The 25,109-nt window shown below is 65.8% G+C and carries 26 protein-coding genes and 1 riboswitch; of the genes, 8 read left to right on the forward strand and 18 right to left on the reverse strand.

Annotation, left to right across the window (positions count from 1 at the left end):
- Position 1: 1 nt before the first annotated feature.
- The 8 genes from hscA to uvrB form a co-directional block, all read right to left on the reverse strand.
- Positions 2-1,858 (reverse strand): Fe-S protein assembly chaperone HscA, encoded by a 1,857-nt coding sequence (gene hscA / locus AC1KAR_RS02015; RefSeq protein ID WP_480314194.1) that lies wholly within the window; start codon positions 1,856-1,858, stop codon positions 2-4.
- Positions 1,859-1,862: 4 nt separating this feature from the next.
- Positions 1,863-2,381: a Fe-S protein assembly co-chaperone HscB gene (gene hscB / locus AC1KAR_RS02020; RefSeq protein WP_480314196.1), complete on the reverse strand. Its 519-nt coding sequence runs from the start codon at positions 2,379-2,381 to the stop codon at positions 1,863-1,865.
- A gap of 70 nt (positions 2,382-2,451) precedes the next feature.
- Complete coding sequence (iscA, locus tag AC1KAR_RS02025) at positions 2,452-2,775, reverse strand: iron-sulfur cluster assembly protein IscA (RefSeq protein WP_296689542.1); 324 nt, start codon at positions 2,773-2,775, stop codon at positions 2,452-2,454.
- A 1-nt stretch (position 2,776) separates the two neighbouring features.
- Positions 2,777-3,163 (reverse strand): Fe-S cluster assembly scaffold IscU, encoded by a 387-nt coding sequence (gene iscU, locus AC1KAR_RS02030; RefSeq protein WP_480314199.1) that lies wholly within the window; start codon positions 3,161-3,163, stop codon positions 2,777-2,779.
- Positions 3,164-3,201: 38 nt separating this feature from the next.
- A complete protein-coding gene (locus tag AC1KAR_RS02035) occupies positions 3,202-4,416 on the reverse strand; it encodes an IscS subfamily cysteine desulfurase (protein ID WP_480317725.1) in 1,215 nt (404 codons plus the stop codon).
- 26 nt (positions 4,417-4,442) lie between these two features.
- The gene (gene iscR, locus AC1KAR_RS02040) at positions 4,443-4,976 is read right to left on the reverse strand and encodes a Fe-S cluster assembly transcriptional regulator IscR (RefSeq protein WP_480314201.1); all 534 of its coding nucleotides are present in this window, start codon (positions 4,974-4,976) and stop codon (positions 4,443-4,445) included.
- Between the two features lie 185 nt (positions 4,977-5,161).
- Entirely contained in the window at positions 5,162-5,629 is a 468-nt protein-coding gene (locus AC1KAR_RS02045; protein WP_480314203.1) for a low molecular weight protein-tyrosine-phosphatase, read from the reverse strand.
- Positions 5,626-7,722, reverse strand: coding sequence for an excinuclease ABC subunit UvrB (gene uvrB, locus AC1KAR_RS02050; protein WP_480314205.1), 2,097 nt, complete (start codon positions 7,720-7,722; stop codon positions 5,626-5,628). The genes AC1KAR_RS02045 and uvrB overlap by 4 nt, the downstream gene beginning before the upstream one ends.
- A gap of 177 nt (positions 7,723-7,899) precedes the next feature.
- On the opposite strand from uvrB, the gene AC1KAR_RS02055 reads away from it, so the two are divergent.
- From AC1KAR_RS02055 to nth, 4 genes are all read left to right on the forward strand, one after another.
- Positions 7,900-9,099: an amino acid aminotransferase gene (locus AC1KAR_RS02055; RefSeq protein WP_480314207.1), complete on the forward strand. Its 1,200-nt coding sequence runs from the start codon at positions 7,900-7,902 to the stop codon at positions 9,097-9,099.
- Positions 9,100-9,289: 190 nt separating this feature from the next.
- Entirely contained in the window at positions 9,290-10,666 is a 1,377-nt protein-coding gene (locus AC1KAR_RS02060; RefSeq protein ID WP_480314209.1) for a polyhydroxyalkanoate depolymerase, read from the forward strand.
- On the forward strand, positions 10,663-11,244 hold the full coding sequence (gene rsxB / locus AC1KAR_RS02065) for an electron transport complex subunit RsxB (RefSeq protein WP_480314211.1): 582 nt from the start codon (positions 10,663-10,665) through the stop codon (positions 11,242-11,244). Before AC1KAR_RS02060 ends, rsxB begins: the two co-directional genes overlap by 4 nt.
- A complete protein-coding gene (gene nth / locus AC1KAR_RS02070) occupies positions 11,241-11,897 on the forward strand; it encodes an endonuclease III (RefSeq protein WP_480314213.1) in 657 nt (218 codons plus the stop codon). Before rsxB ends, nth begins: the two co-directional genes overlap by 4 nt.
- Here nth and AC1KAR_RS02075 read toward each other — a convergent pair.
- The 9 genes from AC1KAR_RS02075 to AC1KAR_RS02115 are packed head-to-tail and all read right to left on the reverse strand — an operon-like array spanning position 11,843 to position 20,864.
- A complete protein-coding gene (locus AC1KAR_RS02075) occupies positions 11,843-12,412 on the reverse strand; it encodes a histidine phosphatase family protein (protein ID WP_480314215.1) in 570 nt (189 codons plus the stop codon). The two genes, nth and AC1KAR_RS02075, sit on opposite strands and share 55 nt — an antisense overlap.
- Complete coding sequence (locus tag AC1KAR_RS02080) at positions 12,397-13,176, reverse strand: adenosylcobinamide-GDP ribazoletransferase (protein ID WP_480314217.1); 780 nt, start codon at positions 13,174-13,176, stop codon at positions 12,397-12,399. The genes AC1KAR_RS02075 and AC1KAR_RS02080 overlap by 16 nt, the downstream gene beginning before the upstream one ends.
- The gene (gene cobT / locus AC1KAR_RS02085) at positions 13,173-14,213 is read right to left on the reverse strand and encodes a nicotinate-nucleotide--dimethylbenzimidazole phosphoribosyltransferase (RefSeq protein ID WP_480314219.1); all 1,041 of its coding nucleotides are present in this window, start codon (positions 14,211-14,213) and stop codon (positions 13,173-13,175) included. The genes AC1KAR_RS02080 and cobT overlap by 4 nt, the downstream gene beginning before the upstream one ends.
- Positions 14,210-15,673, reverse strand: a complete 1,464-nt coding sequence (locus AC1KAR_RS02090; protein WP_480314221.1) for a cobyric acid synthase — start codon at positions 15,671-15,673, stop codon at positions 14,210-14,212. The genes cobT and AC1KAR_RS02090 overlap by 4 nt, the downstream gene beginning before the upstream one ends.
- Position 15,674: 1 nt before the next feature.
- On the reverse strand, positions 15,675-16,439 hold the full coding sequence (locus AC1KAR_RS02095) for an ABC transporter ATP-binding protein (RefSeq protein ID WP_480314223.1): 765 nt from the start codon (positions 16,437-16,439) through the stop codon (positions 15,675-15,677).
- Positions 16,436-17,455 (reverse strand): FecCD family ABC transporter permease, encoded by a 1,020-nt coding sequence (locus AC1KAR_RS02100; protein ID WP_480314225.1) that lies wholly within the window; start codon positions 17,453-17,455, stop codon positions 16,436-16,438. The genes AC1KAR_RS02095 and AC1KAR_RS02100 overlap by 4 nt, the downstream gene beginning before the upstream one ends.
- Positions 17,442-18,338, reverse strand: coding sequence for an ABC transporter substrate-binding protein (locus AC1KAR_RS02105; RefSeq protein ID WP_480314227.1), 897 nt, complete (start codon positions 18,336-18,338; stop codon positions 17,442-17,444). The genes AC1KAR_RS02100 and AC1KAR_RS02105 overlap by 14 nt, the downstream gene beginning before the upstream one ends.
- The gene (locus AC1KAR_RS02110; RefSeq protein ID WP_480314229.1) at positions 18,335-18,898 is read right to left on the reverse strand and encodes a bifunctional adenosylcobinamide kinase/adenosylcobinamide-phosphate guanylyltransferase; all 564 of its coding nucleotides are present in this window, start codon (positions 18,896-18,898) and stop codon (positions 18,335-18,337) included. Before AC1KAR_RS02110 ends, AC1KAR_RS02105 begins: the two co-directional genes overlap by 4 nt.
- Positions 18,899-18,902: 4 nt before the next feature.
- Positions 18,903-20,864 carry a TonB-dependent receptor gene (locus AC1KAR_RS02115; RefSeq protein ID WP_480314231.1) on the reverse strand — a complete coding sequence of 654 codons (1,962 nt, stop codon included), beginning with the start codon at positions 20,862-20,864 and terminating at the stop codon, positions 18,903-18,905.
- Between the two features lie 69 nt (positions 20,865-20,933).
- Positions 20,934-21,168, reverse strand: a riboswitch (cobalamin riboswitch).
- A 52-nt stretch (positions 21,169-21,220) separates the two neighbouring features.
- On the opposite strand from AC1KAR_RS02115, the gene AC1KAR_RS02120 reads away from it, so the two are divergent.
- The 3 genes from AC1KAR_RS02120 (at position 21,221) to AC1KAR_RS02130 (ending at position 22,543) form a co-directional block, all read left to right on the forward strand.
- The gene (locus tag AC1KAR_RS02120) at positions 21,221-21,448 is read left to right on the forward strand and encodes a DUF904 domain-containing protein (protein ID WP_480314233.1); all 228 of its coding nucleotides are present in this window, start codon (positions 21,221-21,223) and stop codon (positions 21,446-21,448) included.
- Positions 21,445-21,756 carry a cell division protein ZapA gene (locus AC1KAR_RS02125; RefSeq protein ID WP_480314235.1) on the forward strand — a complete coding sequence of 104 codons (312 nt, stop codon included), beginning with the start codon at positions 21,445-21,447 and terminating at the stop codon, positions 21,754-21,756. The genes AC1KAR_RS02120 and AC1KAR_RS02125 overlap by 4 nt, the downstream gene beginning before the upstream one ends.
- 316 nt (positions 21,757-22,072) lie before the next feature.
- Positions 22,073-22,543 (forward strand): EVE domain-containing protein, encoded by a 471-nt coding sequence (locus AC1KAR_RS02130; protein ID WP_480314237.1) that lies wholly within the window; start codon positions 22,073-22,075, stop codon positions 22,541-22,543.
- Positions 22,544-22,549: 6 nt separating this feature from the next.
- Here the strand turns inward: AC1KAR_RS02130 and AC1KAR_RS02135 are convergent, their stop codons facing one another.
- On the reverse strand, positions 22,550-23,584 hold the full coding sequence (locus AC1KAR_RS02135) for a sensor domain-containing diguanylate cyclase (protein ID WP_480314239.1): 1,035 nt from the start codon (positions 23,582-23,584) through the stop codon (positions 22,550-22,552).
- A gap of 305 nt (positions 23,585-23,889) precedes the next feature.
- Between AC1KAR_RS02135 and AC1KAR_RS02140 the strand changes: the two genes are divergently transcribed.
- Entirely contained in the window at positions 23,890-25,107 is a 1,218-nt protein-coding gene (locus AC1KAR_RS02140; protein ID WP_480314242.1) for an MFS transporter, read from the forward strand.
- Positions 25,108-25,109: the final 2 nt, after the last annotated feature.

The following is a 25,109-nucleotide window of genomic DNA, read 5'->3' on the forward strand; positions in this document are numbered from 1 at the left end:
TCTAGACTTCTTCGACACGCCGGCCGGCCAGCGCCTGGCGGATGCCTCTGTTCATGCGTTGGGCGGCGAAGGACTCGGTGCCCTTGGCCAGAGCCTCCACTGCAGTGTCGATGGCGGCATGGTCTTCACCCTGGCGGGTCGCTTCCAGAGCGGCGAGCAAGCCGTCGATCTGCGCGCGCTCTTCGTCAACCAGCAGATCGCCATCGGCATGCAGGGCGGACCGGGTGGCGAGCAGCATGCGTTCGGCCTCGACGCGTGATTCGCGCAGGCTGCGCGCGCGCATGTCGCTCTCGGCGGTGCTGAAACTCTCGGTCAGCATGCGCGCCACCTCATCGTCGGTCAGGCCGTAACTTGGCTTCACGTCGATCGAGGCTTCGACACCCGCGCCCTCTTCTCGGGCGCTGACCGACAGCAGCCCGTCGGCGTCTACCTGGAAGCTCACACGAATGCGCGCAGCCCCGGCGACCATCGGCGGAATGCCACGCAACTCGAAGCGGGCGAGCGACCGGCAATCGCTCACCAGCTCGCGCTCACCCTGCACGACGTGGATGGCCATGGCCGTCTGGCCGTCCTTGAAGGTGGTGAAGTCCTGGGCACGCGCCGTCGGGATGGTGCTGTTGCGCGGGATGATCCGTTCGACCAGCCCGCCCATGGTCTCCAGGCCCAGCGACAGGGGGATCACATCAAGAAGCAGCAGGTCGGCCGCACCGGCGTTGCCTGCCAGCGCATGCGCCTGGATGGCCGCACCCAAGGCGACGACCTCATCGGGGTTGAGATTGGTCAAAGGCGTCTTGCCGAAGAACTCGCCCACCGCGGTCTGCACCAGTGGCATGCGGGTCGAGCCACCGACCATCACCACGCCATGCACGTCGTCCTTCGATGCCTTGGCGTCACGCAGCAGCTTGCGCATGATGCCCACCGTGCGTGTCACCAAGTCGCGCCCGAGCTGGTCGAAGTCAGCGCGCGTGACACGCACCGACAACTCGCCACCGCTCAACGGGCAGGCGAGCGTCGCGTGATCGCTCGACGAGAGCTTCTCCTTCGCCGCACGGGCGGCCACCAGCACAGCCCGCTTGTCTTGCGGCGTCGAGGCCTGAAGGTTCGCCTTGCTCAGCGCCCAGTCAGCCAGCAGGCCGTCGAAGTCGTCGCCGCCCAGCGCGGAATCGCCGCCAGTGGCGACGACCTCGAACACGCCTTCGCTCAAGCGCAGCAGAGAAATATCGAAGGTGCCGCCGCCCAGGTCATAGACGGCGTAAAGGCCTTCGGAGCTGTTCTCCAGGCCATAGGCAATCGCGGCGGCGGTGGGTTCATTGATCAGGCGCAGCACGTTGATGCCCGCGAGTTGCGCGGCATCCTTGGTCGCCTGCCGCTGTGCATCGTCGAAATACGCCGGCACGGTGATCACGGCACCGAACAGCTCGTCGTCGAAGGTGTCTTCGGCACGGAACCGAAGTGTGGCGAGGATCTCGGCCGACACCTGCACCGGCGACTTCACGCCATCGACGGTGTTCAATTGAACCATGCCCGACGCATCGACGAACTCGAAAGGCAGCTTCTCGCGTTGAGCAATGTCAGCCAAGCCGCGACCCATAAAGCGCTTGACCGACACGATCGTGTTGCGCGGGTCGGTGGCGGCCTCGCGCAAGGCGTCGTGGCCGATCTGGCGCCGCCCGCCTTCGAGATACCGCACGGCCGAAGGCAGGATCACGCGCCCTTCGCTGTCGGGCAGGCATTCGGCAACGCCGTTGCGCACTGCAGCCACGAGTGAGTGCGTGGTGCCGAGGTCGATGCCGACTGCAATGCGGCGCTGATGGGGGTCCGGGCTGCCACCGGGTTCTGAAATCTGAAGCAAGGCCATGGCGCTATTGTCCCAGCGCTTCGAGGCGCTGTTCCACATCGTCGGCAAAGCGCTCTACGAACATGAGGGCTCTGACTTGCGCCGCGGCATCGCTGAAGTTGCCTTCGCCATCGATGGCGGACTGCAAGCGCGCCAGCGCCTGCACGCGATGGGTAGAGACTGCATTGGCCAAGGATTCGATCTCTTTCAGCGAGGTTGCGTCGTCGAGGAACTCGCGCCACTCCATCTGCTGCATCAAGAAGTCGGCCGGCATGGCGGTGTTGTTCTCGGCGTTGATGGCCGAACCGTTCAGTTCGCACAGATAGGCCGCGCGCTTAAGCGGATCGCGCACACGCTGGACCGCCTCGTTCACACGCACCGCCCATTGCATGGCGATGCGTTGCGCGGCCGCGCCATCCGCTGCAAAGCGGTCCGGGTGGACCTTGGCCTGCAATTCACGCCATCGCGCGTCGATCAGCGAGCGTTCCTGCGCGAAGCGCCGCGGCAGACCCAACAAGGTGAAGTCATCGTCGTCCAGCTTCACGGCGCGCTCGATTCGTCAGAAACGGAAAGGCGCGACCTTGGCCGCGCCTGGAGTAGAGAGAAGACGGCAATCAGACGCGGAAGGATTCCCCGCATCCGCAGCGGTCTTTCTCCCGCGGGTTATGGAACTTGAAGCCCTCGTTCAGGCCTTCGCGAACGAAGTCGAGTTCGGTGCCATCGAGGTACGGCAAGCTCTTGGGATCGATCAGCACCTTCACGCCATGCCCCTCGAACACCACGTCTTCGGGCGCCACGTCATCGGCGTACTCAAGCTTGTAGGCCAGGCCCGAGCAGCCCGTGGTCTTGACGCCCAGACGCACCCCCACGCCCTTGCCGCGCTTGGTGATGTAGCGAGACACATGGCGAGCCGCAGCTTCGGTCAGCGTAACCGCCATTTCAGTGTGCTTTCTTCGCCTTGTAATCGTTCACTGCGGCCTTGATCGCATCTTCGGCCAGGATCGAACAGTGGATCTTCACCGGCGGCAACGCCAGTTCTTCGGCGATCTGCGTGTTCTTGATCGTCAATGCTTCGTCGAGCGACTTGCCCTTCACCCACTCGGTGACGAGCGAACTCGATGCGATCGCCGAGCCACAGCCGTAGGTCTTGAACTTGGCGTCTTCGATGAGGCCGGTGGCGGGGTTCACCTTGATCTGCAGCTTCATCACGTCGCCGCACGCTGGCGCACCGACCATGCCGGTGCCCACGGTCTCGTCACCCTTTTCGAACGAACCCACGTTGCGGGGGTTCTCGTAATGCTCAACCACTTTTTCGCTGTAAGCCATGTCAGTTCTCCAATCTCATTTCCAGTTCGCCAACCGATTCAATGGGCAGACCATTGAATCGTGCTGATGTCGATGCCATCCTTGTGCATCTCCCACAGCGGCGACAACTCGCGCAGCTTGGCCACGCGGTCTTTCAGCGTGGCAATCACGTAGTCGATCTCTTCCACGGTCGTGAAGCGACCGATGGTCATGCGCAGCGACGAATGCGCAAGTTCATCACTGCGGCCAAGTGCGCGCAGCACATAGCTGGGCTCCAAGCTGGCCGAGGTGCAGGCGGAACCCGACGACACCGCGATGCCCTTGATGCCCATGATCAGCGACTCGCCCTCGACAAAGTTGAACGACATGTTCACGTTGTGCGGCACGCGTTGCGTCGGATGCCCGTTCAGAAAGGTCTGCTCGATGTCGGACAAGCCTGCGATCAAGCGCTGCTGCAGCATGCGGATACGTTCGCTCTCCGCGCCCATCTCGGCACGTGCAATGCGATAAGCCTCGCCCATGCCGACGATCTGGTGCGTGGCCAACGTGCCCGAACGCATGCCGCGCTCGTGACCGCCGCCGTGCATCTGCGCCTCGATGCGCACGCGAGGCTTGCGGCGCACGTACAGCGCGCCGATGCCCTTCGGCCCGTAGGTCTTGTGCGACGCCAGGCTCATCAAGTCGACCGGCAATGCGGCAAGATCGATCGCCACCTTGCCGGTCGCCTGGGCACCGTCGACGTGGAAGATCACGCCGCGCTCGCGGCAGATCGCGCCGATGGCCGGGATGTCCTGAATGACACCGATCTCGTTGTTGACGAACAGCACCGACACGAGGATCGTGTCCGGCCGCAACGCCGCCTTGAACGTGTCCAGATCGAGCAAGCCGTCTTCCTGGACATCCAGGTAGGTCACTTCGAACCCCTGGCGCTCCAGTTCACGCATGGTGTCGAGCACGGCCTTGTGCTCGGTCTTCAGCGTGATGAGGTGCTTGCCGCGTGTCTTGTAGAACTGCGCCGCACCCTTCAGCGCCAGATTGATCGACTCCGTGGCCCCAGATGTCCACACGATCTCGCGCGGATCGGCATTGACCAACTCCGCGACTTGCTCGCGTGCCTTCTCGACGGCAGCCTCCGCTTCCCAACCCCATGCATGACTGCGAGAGGCCGGGTTGCCGAAGTGCTCGCGCAACCACGGAATCATTGCGTCCACCACGCGTTGATCAACGGGCGTGGTGGCGCCGTAGTCCATGTAGATCGGGAAATGCGGGGTCATGTCCATAGCGGTACAGCGGAAACGATTTACTTGTTGAACGCGTTGCCCAAGGCAAAGACCGAGTTCGGGGCGGTGATCTTGATGGGCTTGACGACCGGCTGAGTCGAGATGGCGCGCTTGACCGGGTGCTCCTCGATCGAGATGCCCTTGGCCAATTGCTCTTCGACCAGCTTGCGCAGCGAGATGGAATCGAGGTACTCGATCATCTTGGAGTTGAGGCTCGCCCACAGGTCATGCGTCATGCAACGACCCGAGTCTTCGCCCATGCAGTTTTCCTTGCCGGCGCAACCGGTGGCATCGATGGGTTCGTCGACGGCGACGATGATGTCGGCCACGGTGATCTCTTCGGACTTGCGTCCGAGCGAGTAACCGCCGCCGGGGCCACGGGTGCTTTCCACCAGTTCGTGGCGGCGCAGCTTGCCGAACAACTGCTCAAGGTAGGACAGCGAAATCTGCTGGCGCGCACTGATGGCGGCCAAGGCAACCGGACCGGTGTTCTCGCGCAGGGCGAGATCGATCATGGCGGTAACAGCAAAACGGCCTTTTGTGGTCAGACGCATGAAATCCTCCTGGTGCCGATAAGACACAACAATTCAATGAAAGCGAGCAAGGTTGGCTTCACGCTTCTCGAACCCGCCCGATGAGCGGGATAACCCTCGGCTTGAATCCGACAGGTTTACTCAAGTATAGCCGAAGCCTAGTGATTCGGTCGGCATTGGCTGGGGAAGTTCCCCTGCCGTCGTCCTTACTTTTTGCGTAGCAGCATGGCGACAATCCCGTCGCAGGCGTCTTCGACCAGATCTAGCACATGCTCAAAGCCAGCGGCCCCACCCTGATACGGATCGGGCACGACGCGCACCCCGCTCCGAGCCCCGTGATCGGTCAGCCGCCCCAGTTTGGTGCAATGCGGCGATGGACAGCGCTCGCGCAGGATGCTCAAGTTGTCGTCGTCCATGGCCAGGATGAGGTCGAAGTCACTGAAGTCGCTGGCCAAAACCGGGCGGGAGCGAATGCTGGAGAGGTCGTAGCCACGCCGGCTTGCATGCGCGATCGAACGAGAGTCAGCAGGCGCACCGTCATGCCAGCCGTGGGTACCGGCCGAGTCGACTGTCACTGATTCGCCCAAACCCGCCGCAGCCAGCTTGTGGCGCAGCACGGCCTCGGCGGTGGGAGAGCGGCAGATGTTGCCCATGCAGACCATCAGGATCTTCATTTCGAGGCCCCGGAGTCTGGCGGCACGTGGTCACCTCCAGGCGCCCCGAAGGCCTGTTCGCGCAATAGGGCCAACTGGTCGCGGACACGAGCAGCCTTCTCGAATTCGAGATTGCGCGCGTGCTCGAGCATCTGCTTTTCAAGTTGCTTGATGCGCTTGCTCAAGTCCTTCTCCGACAGTGCCTCGACAGCGGCCGCCTCCAGGTCTCGCTGCTGGCCCTTGGTCTTCTCGGAGTACACGCCATCAATCAGGTCTCGCACCTGCTTGTGCACGCCGCGCGGAGTAATGCCGTGTTCGGTGTTGTGCGCGATCTGCTTGGCTCGGCGCCGCTCGGTTTCGCCCAACGCAAGCTTCATCGAATCAGTGATCCTGTCGGCATAGAGGATCGCCTTGCCATGCAGATTGCGCGCCGCCCGCCCGATGGTCTGGATCAGCGAGCGCTCCGAGCGCAGGAAGCCTTCCTTGTCGGCATCCAGGATCGCCACGAGAGAGACCTCGGGAATGTCGAGCCCCTCACGCAGCAGGTTGATGCCGACCAGCACGTCGAACGCGCCGAGGCGCAGATCACGGAGGATCTCGACCCGCTCGACCGTGTCGATGTCGCTGTGCAGGTAGCGCACCTTCACTCCGTTATCAGCGAGGTAGTCGGTGAGCTGTTCGGCCATGCGTTTGGTGAGCGTGGTGATCAGCACGCGCTCGTTCTTCTCGACCCGTTCGCGGATCTCCTGCAAAACGTCGTCGACCTGGTGCGTCGCCGGCCGAACCTCGACGACCGGATCGATCAGCCCGGTAGGCCGCACCAACTGCTCAACGACCTGCCCCGTGGTTCGCTTCTCGTAATCGGCAGGCGTGGCTGAAACGAACATCACCTGCCGCATCTTCTTCTCGAACTCCTCGAACTTCAGCGGTCGGTTGTCGAGCGCACTCGGAAGGCGGAACCCATATTCGACGAGCGTGGTCTTGCGTGCGCGGTCGCCGTTGTACATGCCGCCGAGCTGGCCGATGAGCACATGAGATTCGTCGAGGAACATCAGCGCATCGCTGGGCAGGTAGTCCACCAGCGTTGAGGGCGGCTCGCCGGGCAAGGAACCCGAGAGGTGCCGCGTGTAATTCTCGATGCCTTTGCAATGCCCGATCTCCTGCAGCATCTCAAGATCGAAGCGCGTGCGCTGCTCAAGTCGCTGGGCCTCGACCAGCTTGCCGTCCTTCACCAGTTGATCGAGCCGTTCGCGCAACTCCTGCTTGATGGTGTCGATGGCCGCGAGCACACGATCGCGCGGCGTCACGTAGTGGCTCGACGGGTAGACGGTGAAGCGGATGATCTTCTGCTTGATCCGCCCGGTGAGCGGGTCGAAGAGTTGCAGCGTTTCGACTTCGTCGTCGAACAGCTCGATGCGAACGGCCAGCTCCGAATGCTCGGCCGGGAAGACGTCGATGGTGTCGCCGCGCACGCGGAAGGTGCCGCGCGAGAAATCCTGCTCGTTGCGCGTGTACTGCATGCGGATGAGTTGCGCGATCACGTCGCGCTGACCCATCTTGTCGCCGGTGCGCAGCGTCATCACCATGCGGTGGTAGTCACTCGGGTTGCCGATGCCGTAGATGGCCGAGACGGTCGCCACGATCACCACGTCGCGCCGCTCCAGCAGGCTCTTGGTGGCGCTCAAGCGCATCTGTTCGATGTGCTCGTTGATCGAGCTGTCTTTCTCGATGAAGAGATCGCGCTGAGGCACGTAGGCCTCGGGCTGGTAGTAGTCGTAGTAGCTGACGAAGTACTCCACCGCGTTCTTCGGGAAGAACTCGCGGAACTCGCTATAGAGCTGGGCCGCCAACGTCTTGTTCGGAGCGAACACGATGGCGGGCCGGCCAAGCCTCGCGATCACGTTCGCCATGGTGAAGGTCTTGCCGGAGCCCGTCACGCCCAGCAGCGTCTGGTACGACAGGCCGTCGTTCACGCCTTCTACGAGATGCGCAATTGCCGCAGGCTGGTCGCCCGCCGGTGGGTACGGCTGGAAGAGCTGAAAGGGTGAATCGGGAAAGCTGACGAATTCCCCTTGCGGAGCTTCTTCGACAGGGGCATCGGACAGTTCGGCCATGGCAGATAAAATTCTCGGGTTTCCCCGCAATTGGGGCCTACTGGGCAAACATCCAGAGTAGCCCAATTCCTGTTCCCGCTCTACTGACAGCCCCCAGGGCTCGTCCAGCCGAGCCCGCCCCCGAGGGGTCAAGAAACTCGGGAGCGGCCCTTCGCCTTCTTGAGACAAGGACTGTCCATGACCTCGCTGTTCGCCGCCGTTGAAATGGCCCCCCGTGACCCGATCCTGGGCCTCAACGAACAGTTCAACGCCGACCCCAACCCTGCCAAGGTCAACCTCGGCGTCGGCGTCTACTACGACGACAACGGCAAGCTGCCGCTGCTCAAGTGCGTGGCGCAGGCCGAGAAGCAGATGATGGAAACGCCCACGGCGCGCGGCTATCTGCCCATCGACGGCATCGCGGCGTACGACAAGGCCGTGCAAGGCCTGGTGTTCGGGGCCGACAGCGCAATCCTGAAAGAAGGCCGCGTGGCCACCGTGCAGGGCATCGGCGGCACCGGGGGCCTGAAGATCGGCGCCGACTTCCTGAAGCGCGTGAACCCCGCCGCCAAGGTGCTCATCAGCGACCCGAGCTGGGAGAACCACCGCGCCTTGTTCACCAATGCCGGCTTCACGGTCGATGCGTATCCGTACTACGACGCCGCCAAGCGCGGGGTCAACTTCGACGGCATGCTCGCCGCGCTGAAGGCCGCCCCTGCGGGCACCATCGTCGTGCTGCACGCCTGCTGCCACAACCCGACCGGGTACGACATCACGCCGGCGCAATGGGAACAGGTCGTCGAAGCGGTGAAGGCGCAGAAGCTCGTGGCCTTCCTTGACATGGCCTACCAGGGCTTTGGCGAGGGCATCGCCGAAGACGGCGCCGTCATCAGCCAGTTCGTGGCCGCCGGGCTCGATTTCTTCGTCTCTACGTCGTTCTCGAAGAGCTTCTCGCTCTACGGCGAGCGCGTCGGCGCATTGAGCGTGGCCTGCGCCAGCAAGGACGACGCCGCCCGCGTTCTGAGCCAGCTCAAGATCGTGATCCGCACGAACTACTCCAACCCGCCGACCCACGGCGCCCAGGTGGTGGCCACTGTGCTCAACATGCCCGCGCTGCGCGCCATGTGGGAGGAAGAACTCGCCGGCATGCGCATCCGCATCAAGGAAATGCGCGTGCAGCTGCTCGCCAAGCTGCAGGCCGCCGGCCTGAAGCAGGACATGAGCTTCATCACCCAGCAAAAGGGCATGTTCAGCTACTCGGGGCTCAGCAAGGAGCAGATGCAACGCCTGCGCAGCGAGTTCGGCGTCTACGGCGTCGACTCCGGCCGCATCTGCGTCGCCGCGCTCAACAGCAAGAACATCGATGCGGTGGTCAGTGCCATCGCCAAGGTGAGCTGACGCGCACCAAACTGTCACACGCGTGACACCAGTGCGTGCCAGAGCGCACGCACTGGGTGCAAGAACAGGTCCTTTTTGGGGTTTCTCCCCGCGGGCACCCGATGCACGATCTTGGTTAGCTGCCTAGAATGTTGCAACGCACAATCGTGCGCCGCCCCATTCGGCACCACGATCTCAAAAGGGAGCCCCGATGCTGTACCAGCTCTACGAAACCCAACGCGCGCTGCTGAGCCCATTCTCGGAGTTCGCGGCCGCGTCCGCCAAGCTGTACAACCACCCGCTTTCTCCCTTCACGCACACGCCGATGGCGCACCGCGTGTCGGCCGGGCTGGACCTGATGCACCGGCTGAGCAAGGAGTATGAAAAGCCGGAGTTCGGCATCACCTCGGTCAAGGTGCGCGGCACCGACGTGGCGGTGCAGCAGCAAGTGGCCGTCGAGAACCCGTTCTGCCGGCTGCTGCGCTTCAAGCGCTACACCGACAACGCCCCTCTGCTCGACGCCATGAAGCAGCAGCCCACCGTACTGGTGGTTGCACCGCTGTCGGGCCACCACTCCACGCTGCTGCGCGAAACGGTCAAGATGCTCTTGATCGACCACAAGGTCTACATCACCGACTGGACTGACGCCCGCATGGTGCCCATCGAGGCCGGCCCGTTCCATCTGGATGACTACATCGCCTACGTGCAGCAGTTCATCCGCCACATCGGCCCCGAGGTGAACGTGATCTCGGTGTGCCAGCCGACGGTGCCGGTGCTGGCGGCCATCTCCCTGATGGCCAGCAAGGGCGAGTTCACCCCACGCACCATGGTGATGATGGGCGGCCCGATCGACGCTCGCAAGTCGCCCACCGCGGTGAACAACCTGGCGATGAACAAGAGCTACGAATGGTTCGAGAACAACGTGATCTACCGTGTGCCGGTGAACTACCCCGGCAACGGTCGCCGCGTGTACCCGGGCTTCCTTCAGCATGGCGGGTTCATCGCGATGAACCCAGACAGGCACCTGAAGTCGCACTACGACTACTTCATGGACCTGATGCGCGGCGAGGATGAGAGCGCCGAGTTCCACCGCTCGTTCTACGATGAATACAACGCCGTGCTCGACATGCCGGCCGAGTACTACCTCGACACCATCAAGACGATCTTCCAGGACTTCGCGCTGGTCAACGGCACCTGGGAGGTGGACGGCCAGCTCGTGCGCCCGCAGGACATCACGACCACCGCCCTGCTGACGATCGAAGGCGAACTCGACGACATCTCGGGTGCCGGGCAGACACGCGCCGCGCACGACCTGTGCACGGGCATTCCGAAGTCACGGCAGTTCCACTACGACGTGGAAGGCGCGGGCCACTACGGCATCTTTTCGGGCCGCCGCTGGCGAGAGAAGGTCTACCCGGAGCTGCGCGATTTCATCGCCAAGTTCCAGGCCGAAGGCAAGGCGGCAGACCAATCAACGCGCAAGCTCGCCGCGCCGGCGAAGGCAGCGGCCGCCAAGACAGCCGCAGCCAAGAAGCCCACTGCCAAGACGGCAAGCGCACCGCGAAGGCACAGTAAGCTTCGCGGGTGAACCGCCCCGACCTTGCCCCGCCTGCTCTTGTAGACGCGCTGAACGACGCACTGCCACAGACGCAGTGCACCCGTTGCGGCTACCCCGACTGCCATGCCTATGCACAGGCCATGGCCGACGGCGACGCCGAGATCAACCAATGCCCGCCGGGCGGTGCCGAAGGCATTGCCCGGCTGGCGCGCATCACCGGGCGCCCTGCCCTGCCGCTGAACCCCGAGCACGGGCTTGAAGGCCCGCGCCAGCTCGCGGTGATCGACGAGGCCTGGTGCATCGGCTGCACGCTGTGCCTCAAGGCCTGCCCTGTCGATGCGATCGTGGGCGGCCCCAAGCTGATGCACACCGTGATCGACCCCCAGTGCACGGGCTGCGAACTGTGCATCCCGGTATGCCCGGTCGATTGCATCTCGCTCGTCAATGTGAGCGGTGAACAGACGGGCTGGCGCGCCTGGAGCGGCGAGCAGGCACACGAAGCGCGCGACCGCTACGCGTTCCATACCTTTCGCGAGCAGCGCGACGAGCGCGAGCGCGTGGCGCGCCTGGAAGCGGCCGCGCGCGCACGCGCGGCCAGGCAGCCATGAAGCAGGCGGACATCGAACCCTTCTTCGCCACGCTGAAGGCCGCCAACCCGCACCCGGTGACCGAGCTCGAGTACACCAACGCGTTCGAGTTGCTGGCAGCGGTGCTGCTCTCGGCGCAGGCGACCGACGTCGGCGTCAACAAAGCCACCCGCAAACTCTTCGCCGTCGCCAACACGCCGCAGAAGATGCTGGCCTTGGGCGTCGAAGGTGTCAGCGACTACATCAAGACGATCGGCCTGTACCGCAACAAGGCCAAGAACCTCGTCGAGACCTCGCGCCTGCTGATCGAGCGCCACGGCGCGCAGGTGCCACGCGACCGCGAGGCGCTCGAGGCCCTGCCCGGCGTGGGCCGCAAGACGGCCAACGTGGTGCTCAATGTGGTGTTCGGCGAGCCGACGATGGCCGTCGACACGCACATCTTTCGCGTCAGCAACCGCACCGGTCTCGCGCCAGGCAAGAACCCCTATGAAGTGGAGATGCGCCTGCTGGAGCGCGTGCCCTCGCACTACCTGGAGCATGCGCACCACTGGCTGATCCTGCATGGCCGCTATGTGTGCCAGGCACGGCGGCCACTCTGCGAGCAGTGCAGCGTGGCACGCTACTGCGATTCGGCCCCGGTGGCCTTGCGCTCAAGAACGAGCGAAGCGGCGTAGGGCAGCGCGCGCGGCCACTCGGTGGCGCTCGACGGCTCAGGCAGGTTCGCGCACACGCGCAGCGCGGCATTGATCCAGCCTGCGTGGCCCACGACGCAGCATCGATCCGCCGCCACCTCGTTCAGGAACGCACGACTGCGCACCATCAAGTCAGTCACCGACTCTCCGCCGCCCGGCGCATGGGTGGCGAAGGCGTCGGTCCATGCGCCCACCTCGGGCTGCGCGATCGACGACCACAGGCGACCCTCCCAGGCACCGAAGTCGAGTTCACACAAGCGCTCATCGACACGATGGCGCCAGCCCCAGCGGGCCAGCCATTCCCCCACCGCTGCACCACGGCGCAGGGGCGAAGTCCAGACCACGCGCGGCAGGTGTTCACGCCGAGCGCGCGACCGGATTCGATGCGCGAGCCGCTTGGCTTTGCGCCGGTCCACCGGTACATCGGTCCGACCGATGCAGCGCCCGACTACGCCTTGCGGGCGCGGGTGGCGCCACACGACTAAAAGCGCACCCATGCCAGACACCCGAGCAGGATTGCCAACTCGCTGACTTGCTGCGTGGCGCCAAGGGTGTCGCCCGTCATGCCCCCCAGGCGGCGCTTCAGCCAGCGCGTGCTGGCCACGGCACTCATGAATGCCACCGCAAGACCGAGCACGGCAATTTGCCACCAAGGCGCGCGACACAACGCCACCGCGGCAGCCACGCCGATCGCCCCGGCCCACGCCCACGCCAGGTCGGAGCGCGAAGCACGCTGCGCCAGCGGCTTGGCCTTGGCGTGCGCCGCGTCACCGGCATAGGGCAGCCACCGGATCACGGCCACGGCGCTGGCGCGAGAGAAGGTGTGACCCAGGACAAGCGCGGCATACGCGAGTGGCGCAGGGAGCGCTGCGAGAGCCGCCGCCTTCAGGCCCAGCACCAGAATCAGCCCGACGGCCCCGTAGGTGCCGATGCGCGAGTCCTTCATGATCTCGAGGGCGCGCTCGCGGCCGACAGCGCCGCCCAGGCCGTCGCAGGTGTCGGCCAGGCCGTCCTCGTGGAACGCGCCCGTGAGCAGCACGGTCGCGGCCATCGACAGGCCCACGGCCACCGGCATCGGGAACACCCAGAGCGAGGCCCACAGCACACCCGCAGCCGCCATGCCGACGACAGCGCCCACCAGCGGAAAGTAGCGCGTGCTCTGTTGCAGCCACTCAGGCTCGAACCCCACCCATCGCGGCACCGGCACGCGCGTGAAGAACTGCAGCGCCACGAAGAAGAGGCGCAACTCGTGGCGGATCATGGGGCGCGGTCCGACACGCCCGCCGACTCGAAGCTGGCCATCTCATCCAGCACGCGCACCGCGCTCTCCAGCAGCGGCCAGGCGAGCGCCGCGCCGGAGCCCTCGCCCAGGCGCAGGTCGAGATCGAGCAGGGGCTGGGCACCCAGATGGCGCAGCAACAGGCCGTGGCCACTCTCGGCCGAACGGTGCGACCACACGCAATAGCCCAGCACGGCAGGCCTCAGCTTGGCCGCGACCAGCACGGCGGCGCCGGTGATGAACCCGTCGACCACGACCGTGCGCCGCTCGCTCGCGGCCTGGAGCACCGCGCCCGCCAGCGCAGCGATCTCGAAGCCCCCCAGGGCCGCCAACACCGCCAGGGGTTCGACCGCCGCCGCGTGCTTGCTCAGCACCCGCGACAGCACATTGCGCTTGTGCGCGAGGCCGGCGTCGTCGAGCCCGGTGCCACGGCCCACGCACTGAGCGATCTCTGCGCCCGCGAGGCGCGACAACAGCAGCGCCGCACTCGACGTGTTACCGATGCCCATCTCGCCCAGCAAGACGGCGTTGCCGGGTAAGGAGCGCACCACCTCGCGGCCGAGGTGAACGGCGGCCAGGCACTGCGCCTCGGTCATGGCCGGCCCGCCCAGCGAGTCGGCCGTACCGCCGGCCACCTTGCCAAGCCAAAGGCCAGGGCGCGGCGCGAACTCGTGTCGAACGCCGGCGTCGACCACCGTCAGCGCCAGGCCATGCTGGCGTGCCAACACGCTCACCGCTGCGCCACCAGCGAGAAAGTTCTCGACCATCTGCCAGGTGACATCGCTGGGGTAGGCCGAGACGCCGTGCGCAGCAAGACCGTGATCGCCTGCGAACACGATGAGTTGCGGCGCCCGCCAGCGTGGCGAGTCGGTCTGCTGGATCAGGCCCGCCTGCACGGCCAGGGCCTCCAGGCGGCCGAGCGCGCCAAGCGGCTTGGTCTTGCGGTCGATGCGGTGTTGCAGCCGCTGCTCGAATTGCGGGTCGTGCACCGCGGCGACGAATGGGGTATCCAGTGTCATGGCGTCAGCAAGCTCATCAAGGAACCTGGTTCGAAGTGTGGGTCGATAAAGTCGGCGAGCCCGTCGAACACTTCGTCGTGGCTGCGGACCTTTGCCTTGAAGAGCACATTCAACAGCTCGGCCGATTCGAACAGGCCGTGCGCGTAGACACCCAGCACGCTGCCGCGCTGCCAGCCGATGGGCTCGCCCTCGGCATTGCGCAGCGCCACCGAGCCGCTGTCCGACTCGGTGCGGCCGTGACGGATCTCATAGCCCTCGAAGGCAAGGCCCGACAGCGCCGACCACGGTTCACCAAGCGACTGCCACTGCGCGCAGCCATGGCGCAGCAACTTGTCTGGCGAGAACTGCGTGCGCACGGGCAACAGGCCCAGCCCCGTGGCATTGCCGTCTACACCGTGCGCATCGACCAAGCCCTCACCGAGCATCTGCAGGCCACCGCACACGCCCAACACCGGCCGTGAGGCGGCGGCGTGGCGCGCGATGACGGCATCCATGCGCTGCTCGCGCAACCATGCCAAGTCGCCGCTGGTGTGCTTGGAACCAGGCAGCACGATCCAGTCGGCACCTTCGAGCTGCGAGGCATTGCGCGCCCAGCGCAGCGACACGCCGGGAACGTGCCGCAGCGGCTGGAACTCGTCGAGGTTGCTGATGCGCGGGTAGGCCACCACGACCACGCGCAACGCACCCGACCCGGAGCCGCCCTCGTCGAACACACCGTCTTCTTCGGGCAGACCGTGGTCGCGCCACATGGGCAGAACAGCCAGCGTGGGGACACCCGTGAGCTGCCGCAATTGCTCAGGGCCGGGTGCGAGCAGGCTGGCGTCTCCGCGAAAGCGGTTCAGCACGTAGCCCCGGATCAAGCGGGCTTCGGACGGCGGCAGCAACTGGTGCGTGCCGAAGAGGTGGGCGAATGCGCCACCTCGGTCGATGTCGGTCACGAGAAGGCATGCCGCGCGTGCTTCGAGCGCGGTGCGCATGTTGACGTAGTCGCTCGCATGCAGGTTGATCTCGGCTGGCGAGCCGGCGCCTTCAATCACCACCACGTCGTTCTCGGCCATCAGCGCATGCAGCGCGGAGCGAGCATGTGGCCACAAGGCCTCGCTGCGCTCCCGCCAAGGCACGGCAGCCAGGTCGGCGCGCACCTCGCCCATCACGATCACCTGGCTGGCGGTGTCGCGCTCGGGCTTGAGCAGGACCGGGTTCATGCGCACATCCGGCACGCGCCGCGCGGCCAGCGCCTGGAAGTACTGGGCGCTGCCGATCTCGCCCGATCGGCCGCCCGGACCCGGCACAACGCGCGCGTTGTTGCTCATGTTCTGCGCCTTGAATGGCGCCACCCGCAGGCCCTGGCGCGCGAACCAGCGGCACAGGGCGGTGGCCAGCCAGCTCTTGCCCGCCGCGCTGGTGGTGCCGAGCACCATCACGGCACGCGCCTGAGGCCTGGGGTGCTGGCTTGTCATCTCAGTCCAGCCGCGGCAGAGCCACCCAACGATCGCCCACCCGCTCGATCTGGATCGCGTGGTCGAACACTGCCAGCAGCGCAGCCTGAACCTGCGCGTCGCCGACCGGGCCCTCTGCGATCACGCGTCCCGCCTGGAGGATCACCAGGCGATCGGCCTGCAGCGCGAGCGGCAAGTCGTGCAGCACGCTGACCACCGTGCGTTCGTGCGCCAGCCGCTTGAAGAGCCGCACCAGCGCAACCTGATGCTGGGGGTCGAGGTGCGTGGTGGGTTCGTCGAGCAGCAGCATGGGAGCCTCCACTGCCAGCGCACGCGCCAACAGCACGCGCTGCCGCTCGCCCCCGGAGAGCTGGTGCAAGCGCCACTGCGGCCACGCATCGCATTCCGCAGCCAGCATGGCCCGCAGCACGGCAGCCGCGTCTTCGGGACCGGGCTCGGCGAACATGCCCAGGTGAGGCAGGCGGCCCAGTTCTACGACTTCGCGCACGGTGAGATCGCCCGTAGCCGTACCTTGTTGCGCCAACCAGGCAATCTGCCTTGCACGCTCGCGGTTAGGCCAGGCGTCGATCGCTTGGCCTTGGATCAGCACACGGCCGGAGTCCAGCCGCTGCAAACCGGCCAGGCTGCGCAAGAGCGTCGACTTGCCCGCGCCATTGGGGCCGACGATGGCTGTCCAGCCCTTGCCCAGCGTGACAGACACCCCGTGCAAGACGCGCGTGCCGCCCAGCGACACGCACACGTCATGGGCTTGCAGCGCAGCGCTCATGCGATCTTGCGCCTGTGCAACAGCCACAGCAGGTATCCCCCACCGAGCACGGCTGTGAGCACACCGACTGGCAACTCACGCGGCGCAAGCATCGCGCGCGCCAGCACGTCAGACGCCATCAGGAGGACACCCCCCATCGCGGCGCTCGCCACCAGCGTGTAGCCATGCGCCGCTGGCGCAAACCGCCGCACCAGATGGGGCGATACGAGCCCCACGAACGCGATCAGGCCCGCCTGCGACACGGCCATGCCCGTGGCCAGCGCGAGCGCGCTCACGAGCGCCACGCGCACAGCCGACAGCGAAAGCCCGAGGCTCTGGGCGCTCTCTTCACCCAGCGTGAGCGCATCCAGCGCACGCGAGAGTCGCCAGGCGAGTGGCAAGGCCACCGCCAGCCCACCCGCCATCAGCACGCAGTTGCTCCACCCGAGAAATGCGGTCGAGCCCAAAAGAAAGGCCTGCTTGCCTCGCAAGGCATCGGGCGCCACGTTGGTCAGCAGGTCGCTCAGTGCACCAAGCAGCACCCCCACCACCACGCCCGCCAACAGCAGGCGCGTCGTCTCCTGCGCCCCCCGGGCCAGGGCGAGCGTGAGCAACACGCCGAGCAGCGCCCCGATGAACGCGGCCCCCACCAGCCCGAGCTGAGCGATCAAGCCCGCCGTGGCCAGGCTGAGGCCCTGGCCTGCCAGCATGCTCGCGGCCAGCACCAGCACCACGCCCAGCACCGCGCCGGACGCCGAGCCCAGCAAGTAGGGGTCGGCCAGCGGATTGCGGAACAGGCCTTGCGCCACGGCACCGGCCAGCCCCAGCAACGCGCCGGTGAGCCACGCACCCAGGGTGCGTGGGGCGCGGATGTCGCCGACGATGAGAGCGCCATCGGGGCCCGCCAGCAACGCCCAGGTCTGGGCGAGCGACCATCCTTCGCTGCCTGCCGCCAAACCTGCCACAACGAGCAGCAGGCTCAGCCCCCCCAGCGCCGCGCCGAGCCGCAGCCGTGCGCGCCGCTCAGCGGCCGACATGCCCGCGCTCCCGCTGCCGCGCCGCGACTGCCACCAGGCAATCAGCCAGCAGGTTGGCCGCTTCGCCCATGCGCGGGCCGGGGCGGACGATCAATTCATAGCGATCCAGCTCGAAACCGCAGGTGCGGCCATTCATCAGCGCCTGCAGCCTGGCCCACCCCGGGCGTTGCGGCATCTCAACGAGGTTGCGTTGCGCCGCGATCACGATGTCCGGCCGCGCCCTGATCACGAACTCCGGGTTCAGCCGCGGGAACGGCCCCAGCTCCGGCGGCACGATGTTGCCCATGCCCAGGCGCGACAGTGTCTCCCCGATGAACGACCCTGCACCTGCCGCGTAGGGCGTCGAATCGACTTCGAAATAAACCCTCTGCCCCCGCAGCGATGCCGGCACGCGAGCGCTGGCCCGCGCCATCTCGGCCTCGATCCGCGCCCAGGTCGGCGCCACATCGGGTTGCCGCTCCAGCAGCTCGCCCAGAAGCTGCAAGCTGCGTTTCACGTCGGCGTGCGTCTTGGCGTCGATCACCAGCACCTTCAAGCCCAGCGATTCAAGGCGCTCGATGGCGCGCGCCGATGGCTCGACCAGCACCACGTCGGGCCGCAGGGCGGCGATGCGTTCGACCTGCGCATCCTCGATGCCCCCGAGCTTGGGCAGCGACTTCACCTGCTCCGGCGCGTTCGAGAACCGATCGGTCCCCACGATCCGGTCACAGGCCCCCAGCGCGCAAACGCTCTCGGTGAGTGAAGGCAACAGGCTGACGATGCGCTGCGGGCTGCGTGCCCAGGCGAGCGTCACACCCCGGTCATCGCGAATGCGCACATCGGCCAGCGCCTGCAGTGGCAGCAGCAGGCAGCACAGCCACAGCGCCATCAGGCGTCGGGTCATGGCACGCTCCGCTTCACAGGCATTTCGATCCCGGCCACCATCCACGTGACGGCGTCACAGCATGCGGCGACCGCCTGGTGCAAGCGGCCCAGGTGATCGACGAATCGGCGCGCCTCGCGCGACAGCGGTGAAACACCCTGGCCGATCTCGTTCGAAACGATCACGAGCGGTCCGGCCGCGTGCGCGACGGCCTCGCACAACGCCTCGCCTCGCAACTGCCAATCGGCGTCATCGAGGCCCGAAGCGTCCATGGGCATCAGCAGATTGGTCGCCCACAAGGTCAGGCAATCCACCACCACCAGGCGGTGCGCAGCACTCCACCGGCGCAGCGCGGCCGGCAGGTCGAAGGGGACTTCTTGCGTTGCGAGATCGGGTGCGCGTTGCGCACGGTCGACGCGATGGCGCTCGATGCGAGCGCGCATCTCGTCGTCGTGCGCAAGCGCCGTGGCCAGCACGACGGCCGAACGACCTGGGTGCCGCAACCAGGCCGCAGCCCGCTGCTCGGCGCAGCGCGACTTGCCGCTGCGCTGGCCACCCAGGATCAGTTCGGCCCGCGTCATCGGCTCAGAACGCCACCCGCAGCGACGCAGTGACCTTGCGCCCTGCCTCCGGGTAGATGGCGCCGGGCTGCCCGCCTGCGCACGCGTAGGCCAGCGTGTAGTACTGCTTGTCGGTGATGTTGGTCACGCCCAGAGAGAACTCCGCCGGCCCGGCCTGATAGGCGTAGCGCAGGTCGGCCGTCGTGTACGACGGGACCTTGCAGGTGTTCTCGAAATCGACGTACTGCGAAGACACCGTGTTGACCTGCCCGTTCAGTTTGTGCGCCGCGGCGATCTGCCAGTCGGCACCGAACGATAGGGTGTACTTGGGCACCAGCGCAACGCTCTTGCCGTCGTTCGGGCCTTCGGTGAACTCGGCCTGGCGCGCCGCCGCGTTCAGGCGCAGCAGCCACTGGGCAGTGAGGTCATGGCGAAGCTCGACCTCCGCGCCCTGCCGCCGCGTGCCGGGGTAGTTCACGTTGGCACCAAAGCCACCGTAGCTGTTGGCCGCCTCGGGGTCGTACCCGATCTCGTCCGTCAGATCGTTGCGATAGAAGCGCAACTCGGCCCGCCCTGGGCCATAGGCCCAACGGGCACCGAAGTCGAGATCGCGCGACGTCTGCGGCTTGAGATCGACACCGGGCGACGTGAAGCTGAACTCATCGGCATTGGGGTAGCGGAAGCTGTTCCCGTAGCGCGCGAACAGCGCAGCGCCCTGGCCCACGGGCTGAAGAATGCCGAGGTCCCAGGCCGTGCGGCGTTCGTCGACCGGCGCCAGCGTCGAGAACGCGTCGGTCAAGGTCTTCTCGACGTGCTGAGTGCGCACACCGGCGCCGAAGGTGGTGCCGCCCGCGAGCTTGAAGTCGTCGCGCACATAGAAACCGGTGGAGGTCTGATCGGCGGTGGAACCGAAATCGCCGCGAACGACGCGCGTCCAGTCATCACGGTCGACACCCGCGACGAAGGTGTTGTGCATGTCGCCGACCGGCGCCGCATGACGTGCGCGCAAGCTGCGGGTGCTGGCGTCGATGTCGTACGCGTAGGTGTACGACTGCTGGCTGACCAGCGTCTTGGTGCGATCGTTGGTATCCAGCGCGATCTGCCAGTTGCCAAGCGTGACCTCGCCGAACAGGCCGCGCGAGTGGTTGTCGATGTCGGCGTAGTCGTTCGGGTTGTTCGTCTGCCGCGGGTTGTCCTCGAACTGCTGAAGGGAAAGCGACCCCGGCAGGCCCGAATGCAGCTTGTCCTGGGCCGTCCGCACGCCCACGCGCAACCATTCATTGCGCCACTGGCCCGTGAGCGAGAGGCCTTCCACATCCGACGCGAAGTTGTCGCGGTAGCCGTCGGTGCTGCGCTTGTTGCCCGCCACATCGAGCGAGAACCCACCGGCCGCGAGCGTGGCGGTGCCGCGCAAGTCGAGAAGGGAGTCGCTGCCCATGCCCACGTAGGCCGAGGCGCCATTGCTCGCGGCCACGCCGCGCGCCGCAGCCTTGGTGGTGATGACGATGGCGCCGCCCGTCGCACCTTCGCCATACAGCACGGCGCTGCTGGCGCGGACCACCTCGATGCGCTCGACGCTGTCGATGGGGATGCCCGCCAGGCGCGTGCCGCCCATGTCGGCCTCGCTGATGCGAACGCCGTCGATGATCACCACCTGGTTGCTGTCGGCCGTGCTGCCAAAGCCGCGCAGGTCGAGGCCGTAGTTGCCGCCGCCGTAGAGATCCGCCCGGCCCGGAACGCCAAGCAATCGGATCAGCGCTTCGTTCACTGTGGCAACGCCAGCGTTGCGGATGTCGGTCGCGCGAATCACGCTGACGCCGAAGGGCAAGGTGTTGGCGTCTTCGACGAACCGCGTGGCCGTCACGGTGACCGGTGGCAGCAACGTTGAGGCCGGAGAGGCCTGCGCCACGGCCATCGTGCAGGCGGACGCAAGAACGGACAGGGCGAACACCTTGGTCGGTGCGCCCGCAGGAATGGGAAGAATCATGAACTACTCACAGAACGAACTGTGCGCATCGGGTTCCCCGCCGACACACACGACATGGCATGCGGCGAGCCGCATGCCTCCTTGTTGGCCGGTATCCGGGCTGGCAGACGAACCATGAGAACCTTCCCGGCACTTCGCAGCACCAGTGGCGTTTGCACATGATCGAGAGTCAGGCTCTCGTCTGCTTACCGTTGCGGGGGCAGCGCAGGTGGGTCTTCCGCCGTGGCGGCTGGGCGACCTCTGCTTCCCGTTTAACTGCGCCGATGTGAAAACCGGCACGTGCACCAACGGGCGAGATTGTAAGCAGCCGCGTGCCGGCCCCCTACAATGAACCATTCGCAACCCCCCAGGGCGCCATGTCGAATACCCAAGAACTCGCGGATCGCGTGGAGCGCTTGCTGCTTCGCCACGAAGAGCTCAAGCGCACCAAGGAATTGCTCGAACAGCAAGTGAGCACGCTCACGAACGAGCGAGACAACTTGCGCTCGCGCCTCAACGCCGCGCGCAGCCGCATCGATGCGCTGCTCGACCGCCTGCCGGTCGACGCCCCGACGGCTGGCGACAGTGAAGGGAATGCACCGTGAAGCAAATGGAAGTCACGATCATGGGGCAGAGCTACATCCTCGCCTGCCCGGAAGGCGGCGAGGCTTCTCTCCTCGAAGCGGTGAACAACGTCGACCGCGAGATGAGCGGCATCCGCGACAGCGGCCGCGTGAAAGCCCGCGAGCGAATCGCCGTGCTGGCGGCCCTGAACCTGGCCTATGCGCTGGCAGAACGCCCCCTGCCCAAACCCGCCGCCGAGCGTGGCCAGGAAGCGACCGATGACGTGGATGTGGACGCCCTCATCCGCCGCATCGATCAAGCCCTTGGTGCCGACGGTCAATTGCTCTGATCGCTGGCCCACTCGCGAGGGCGACGCGTAAAATCACCGTGTCCGTTGCGTTCGCGTGAGTCTTATATTTCCTTGAACCGATGCTCGCAAGAGCAAGGGCTTGGAACATCGCCTCGTTGGTGTGATCGTCTCGCGTCAGATGAACCCGAAGCTTGGCTGACCTCGCCCACCTGAACTGCCTGGGTTCAGGAATGCGGCTCATGGTTCGTGACGGACACCTCACACGACACATCCGACGCTCCCGCGCACCAAGTCGCCCAATCGGGCGCCATCACGTCTGCGATCGGCGGATCTCCACGATGGCACAGGCCCCGACATGCCCCAGTACTGGTTGATGAAGAGCGAGCCCAGCGAATGCTCGATCGATGATCTGGCGGCAGCGCCCAATCAAACCGTTGCATGGTTCGGCGTTCGCAACTACCAGGCGCGCAACTTCATGCGCGACCAGATGCAAGTGGGCGACGGCGTGCTCTTCTATCACTCGTCGTGCCCCGAACCGGGCATCGCGGGCCTGGCCACCGTTGCGAGCGCGCCCTACCCCGACGACACCCAGTTCGACTCCAAGAGCCACTACTTCGACGCGAAGTCTTCGCGCGACAACCCGCGTTGGAGCCTGGTGGACGTCAAGCTAGACCGCAAGACGAGGCTACTGTCTCTGGGCGAGATGCGGCTTTCGCCAACGCTGGCCAGCATGGTGGTGCTCAAGCCAGGCAATCGGCTGTCGATCACGCCGGTGACGCCGGCTGAATGGAAGGCGGTCGGCAAGCTGCTGCAAGCAGCCCGATAGCAGCGTTCAGCCTTCGAAGCGGATGCTCGCGAGCGTGACGTGGTTGCCTCCGCGCTTTTGCGACTGTTCGAGCGCCATGTCGGCCGACAGCAGCAAGTCTTCCTGCGTGTGCGCTGTGTGAGGGAAGCTCGCTACGCCCATCGACACGGTGAAGCCCATGTCCTGCCCATTGAGCATGACGATCTGGGTGGCGCATTGGCGGCGCAGGCCTTCCATGCGCGCATGCGCCGTCGCCAGGCCAACGCCTGACAGCAGGACGGCGAACCGGTCTTCGCTGAGGCGGCATGAGGCATCCATGGCGCGGGTTCCGCTGCGCAAGAGGCGGCCGAGCGCTTCGAGCACGCGTGTACGGGCCTCCCCGCCCGCGGCACGGGTGGCGTCGGTGAGCGGATCAAGTGCCACCGAAACGAGAGCGAACTCGCGGTGCTCGCGCGATGACAGGTCCACCTCGCGGCGCAGCTGGTCGTCGAAGTGCACCCTCTGGTACAGACCGGTCACGTTGTCGCGCACGGACTGGTCCTGCATCTCACGACGCAGGGTTTCATTGGCCTGCTGCTGGTCTTCGAGTTGCTTCAGCGCCGTGTGCAACTGCGCCTCGGTCTGGCGATGGGCGGTGTGGTCCACCCACACACTGCAAAGGTAGCGTGGCGTAGCACCGGCCTGGGCATCGGCCAGCGGCAGCCGCGTCACGGTGAACTCTCTCTTGGTGCCGGAGACGTCGAGCGCGTGCTCGCTGATCTGGGGGACGGTCTGCACCATCGCCGACTGATCGGCCACACGCAGCGTCGCACACGCATCGGTCTCCAGCCAGTCTTCGTCCGCCAGGCCCTCCACCGGGCGGCCGATGAGTGTGGCCATTCGGGTGTTGCCGAAGACGTAGCGGCCGGTCTCGCTGTCCTTGATGGCCATCATGGCGTCGGCACGCTCAATCAGCGTCATGGCCACCACGCCCCAGGCGTGCGGCGCCAATCCCAGTGAGCGGGTCAGCGCCTGCGATTGCTCACCGCGCGCCGACAGTGCCTGCTGGATGGATTCCGTCATTCGTGCCTCATATTTGCCCGCAGGCTGCCAACGATGGCGGGAGGGTCTACGCCCACGTCATTTATGCACTGCGAGGCCGGTCTGCAAACCCCTAGGTTGATCATAGCGGGCGGGTTTGGCCCGACGGAGCGCACACCTGATGTGCGGGGTGTGCAGATTGCGCACAAGACAGAGGCTCAATGCCCACCCTGGGTGCAACAGCCGGCGCACAGAGCGCACATCTTTGGCACGGCTTTCGCTTGTGCACGGCAGAACAAAAACACCGCGCCCGCAAACAGGGCGTACCACCTGCCTGAGGATCTTCCGTGTCTGGTTTCAAGAGCTTCCTGAAGACGGGGCATGCCCCCACCCTTTTCGCCGCATTCCTCTACTTCTGCTTCTCCTGCTGCATCTGGGTTCTCAACGGCGCCATGGCGCCTTTCATCAGCGAGACCTTCAATCTCACGCCCGCGCAAAAGGGCCTGATGCTTTCCATCCCGATCATTGCCGGCGCACTGATGCGCTTCCCGCTGGGGGTGCTGGCGCAGTACATCGGCCGCAAGAAAGCCACGCTGGTGGAGATGGGCTTGATCGGGGTGGCCATGTTGTTCGGCTTCTTCTTCGTCAACACCTTCAACGACTTGCTGGCCATGGGCGTGCTGCTCGGCATTGCCGGCGCGAGTTTCGGCGTGGCCCTGTCGCTTGGCTCAGGCTCGTTCCCCCCGCGTCACAAAGGTCTGGCGATGGGTCTGGTGGGCGCGGGCAACATCGGTACGGCCCTTTCGGTGCTGGTCGCCCCGCCGCTCGCGCAAGCCTTCGGCTGGCAGGCGGTGTACGGATTCGCGGCCGTGGCGATCCTGATCCCGATGATCGTCATGATCGTCTTCGCGCAAGAACCGCCTGATCTCGACGCGCATGCGAGCCTCCGCCAGCACGTGGCCTGCCTGTTCGAAAAAGACGGCTGGGCGTTCAGCCTGATCTACGGCATCACCTTCGGCGGCTTCATCGGCCTCACGACCTTCTTGCCCACCTACTTCTTCGACCAGTTCCACGTGAGCAAGGTGCAGGCCGGCCAGCTGACGATGCTGGCTGCCTTCATGGGTGCCACGGTGCGCATCTTCGGCGGCTGGATCTCCGACCGGTGGGGCGGCATCAACACCTTGACTGCCGTGCTCATCACGGTCATGGTCTCACTCGTTGCCTGCGGCTTCGCCGACCACTCGCTCGCGCTCTCGACACTGCTGTTCATGGTGTGTTTCGCGGCATTGGGCGCGGGCAACGGCGCGCTGTTCCAGCTCGTGCCTCTGCGCTGGCCGCTGAGCACGGCCGTGGCCGGCTCGATGATTGGCGAGATCGGGGCGCTCGGGGGCGGCCTGGTGCCCAACGCTATGGGCCTGTCCAAGCAGTACACAGGCACGTATGCCTGGGGCTTCGTGGTCTTCGCGGTGCTTACGCTGGTCGTGCTCGTGATGATGCGCACGATGCAGATGCGCTGGACGCGCACCTGGGCTGAAAAGGGCGGTCGCGCCCGCGTGTTGGCCTGATC

It is taken from the genome of Piscinibacter sp. PDB1-1 (genome assembly GCF_056675995.1).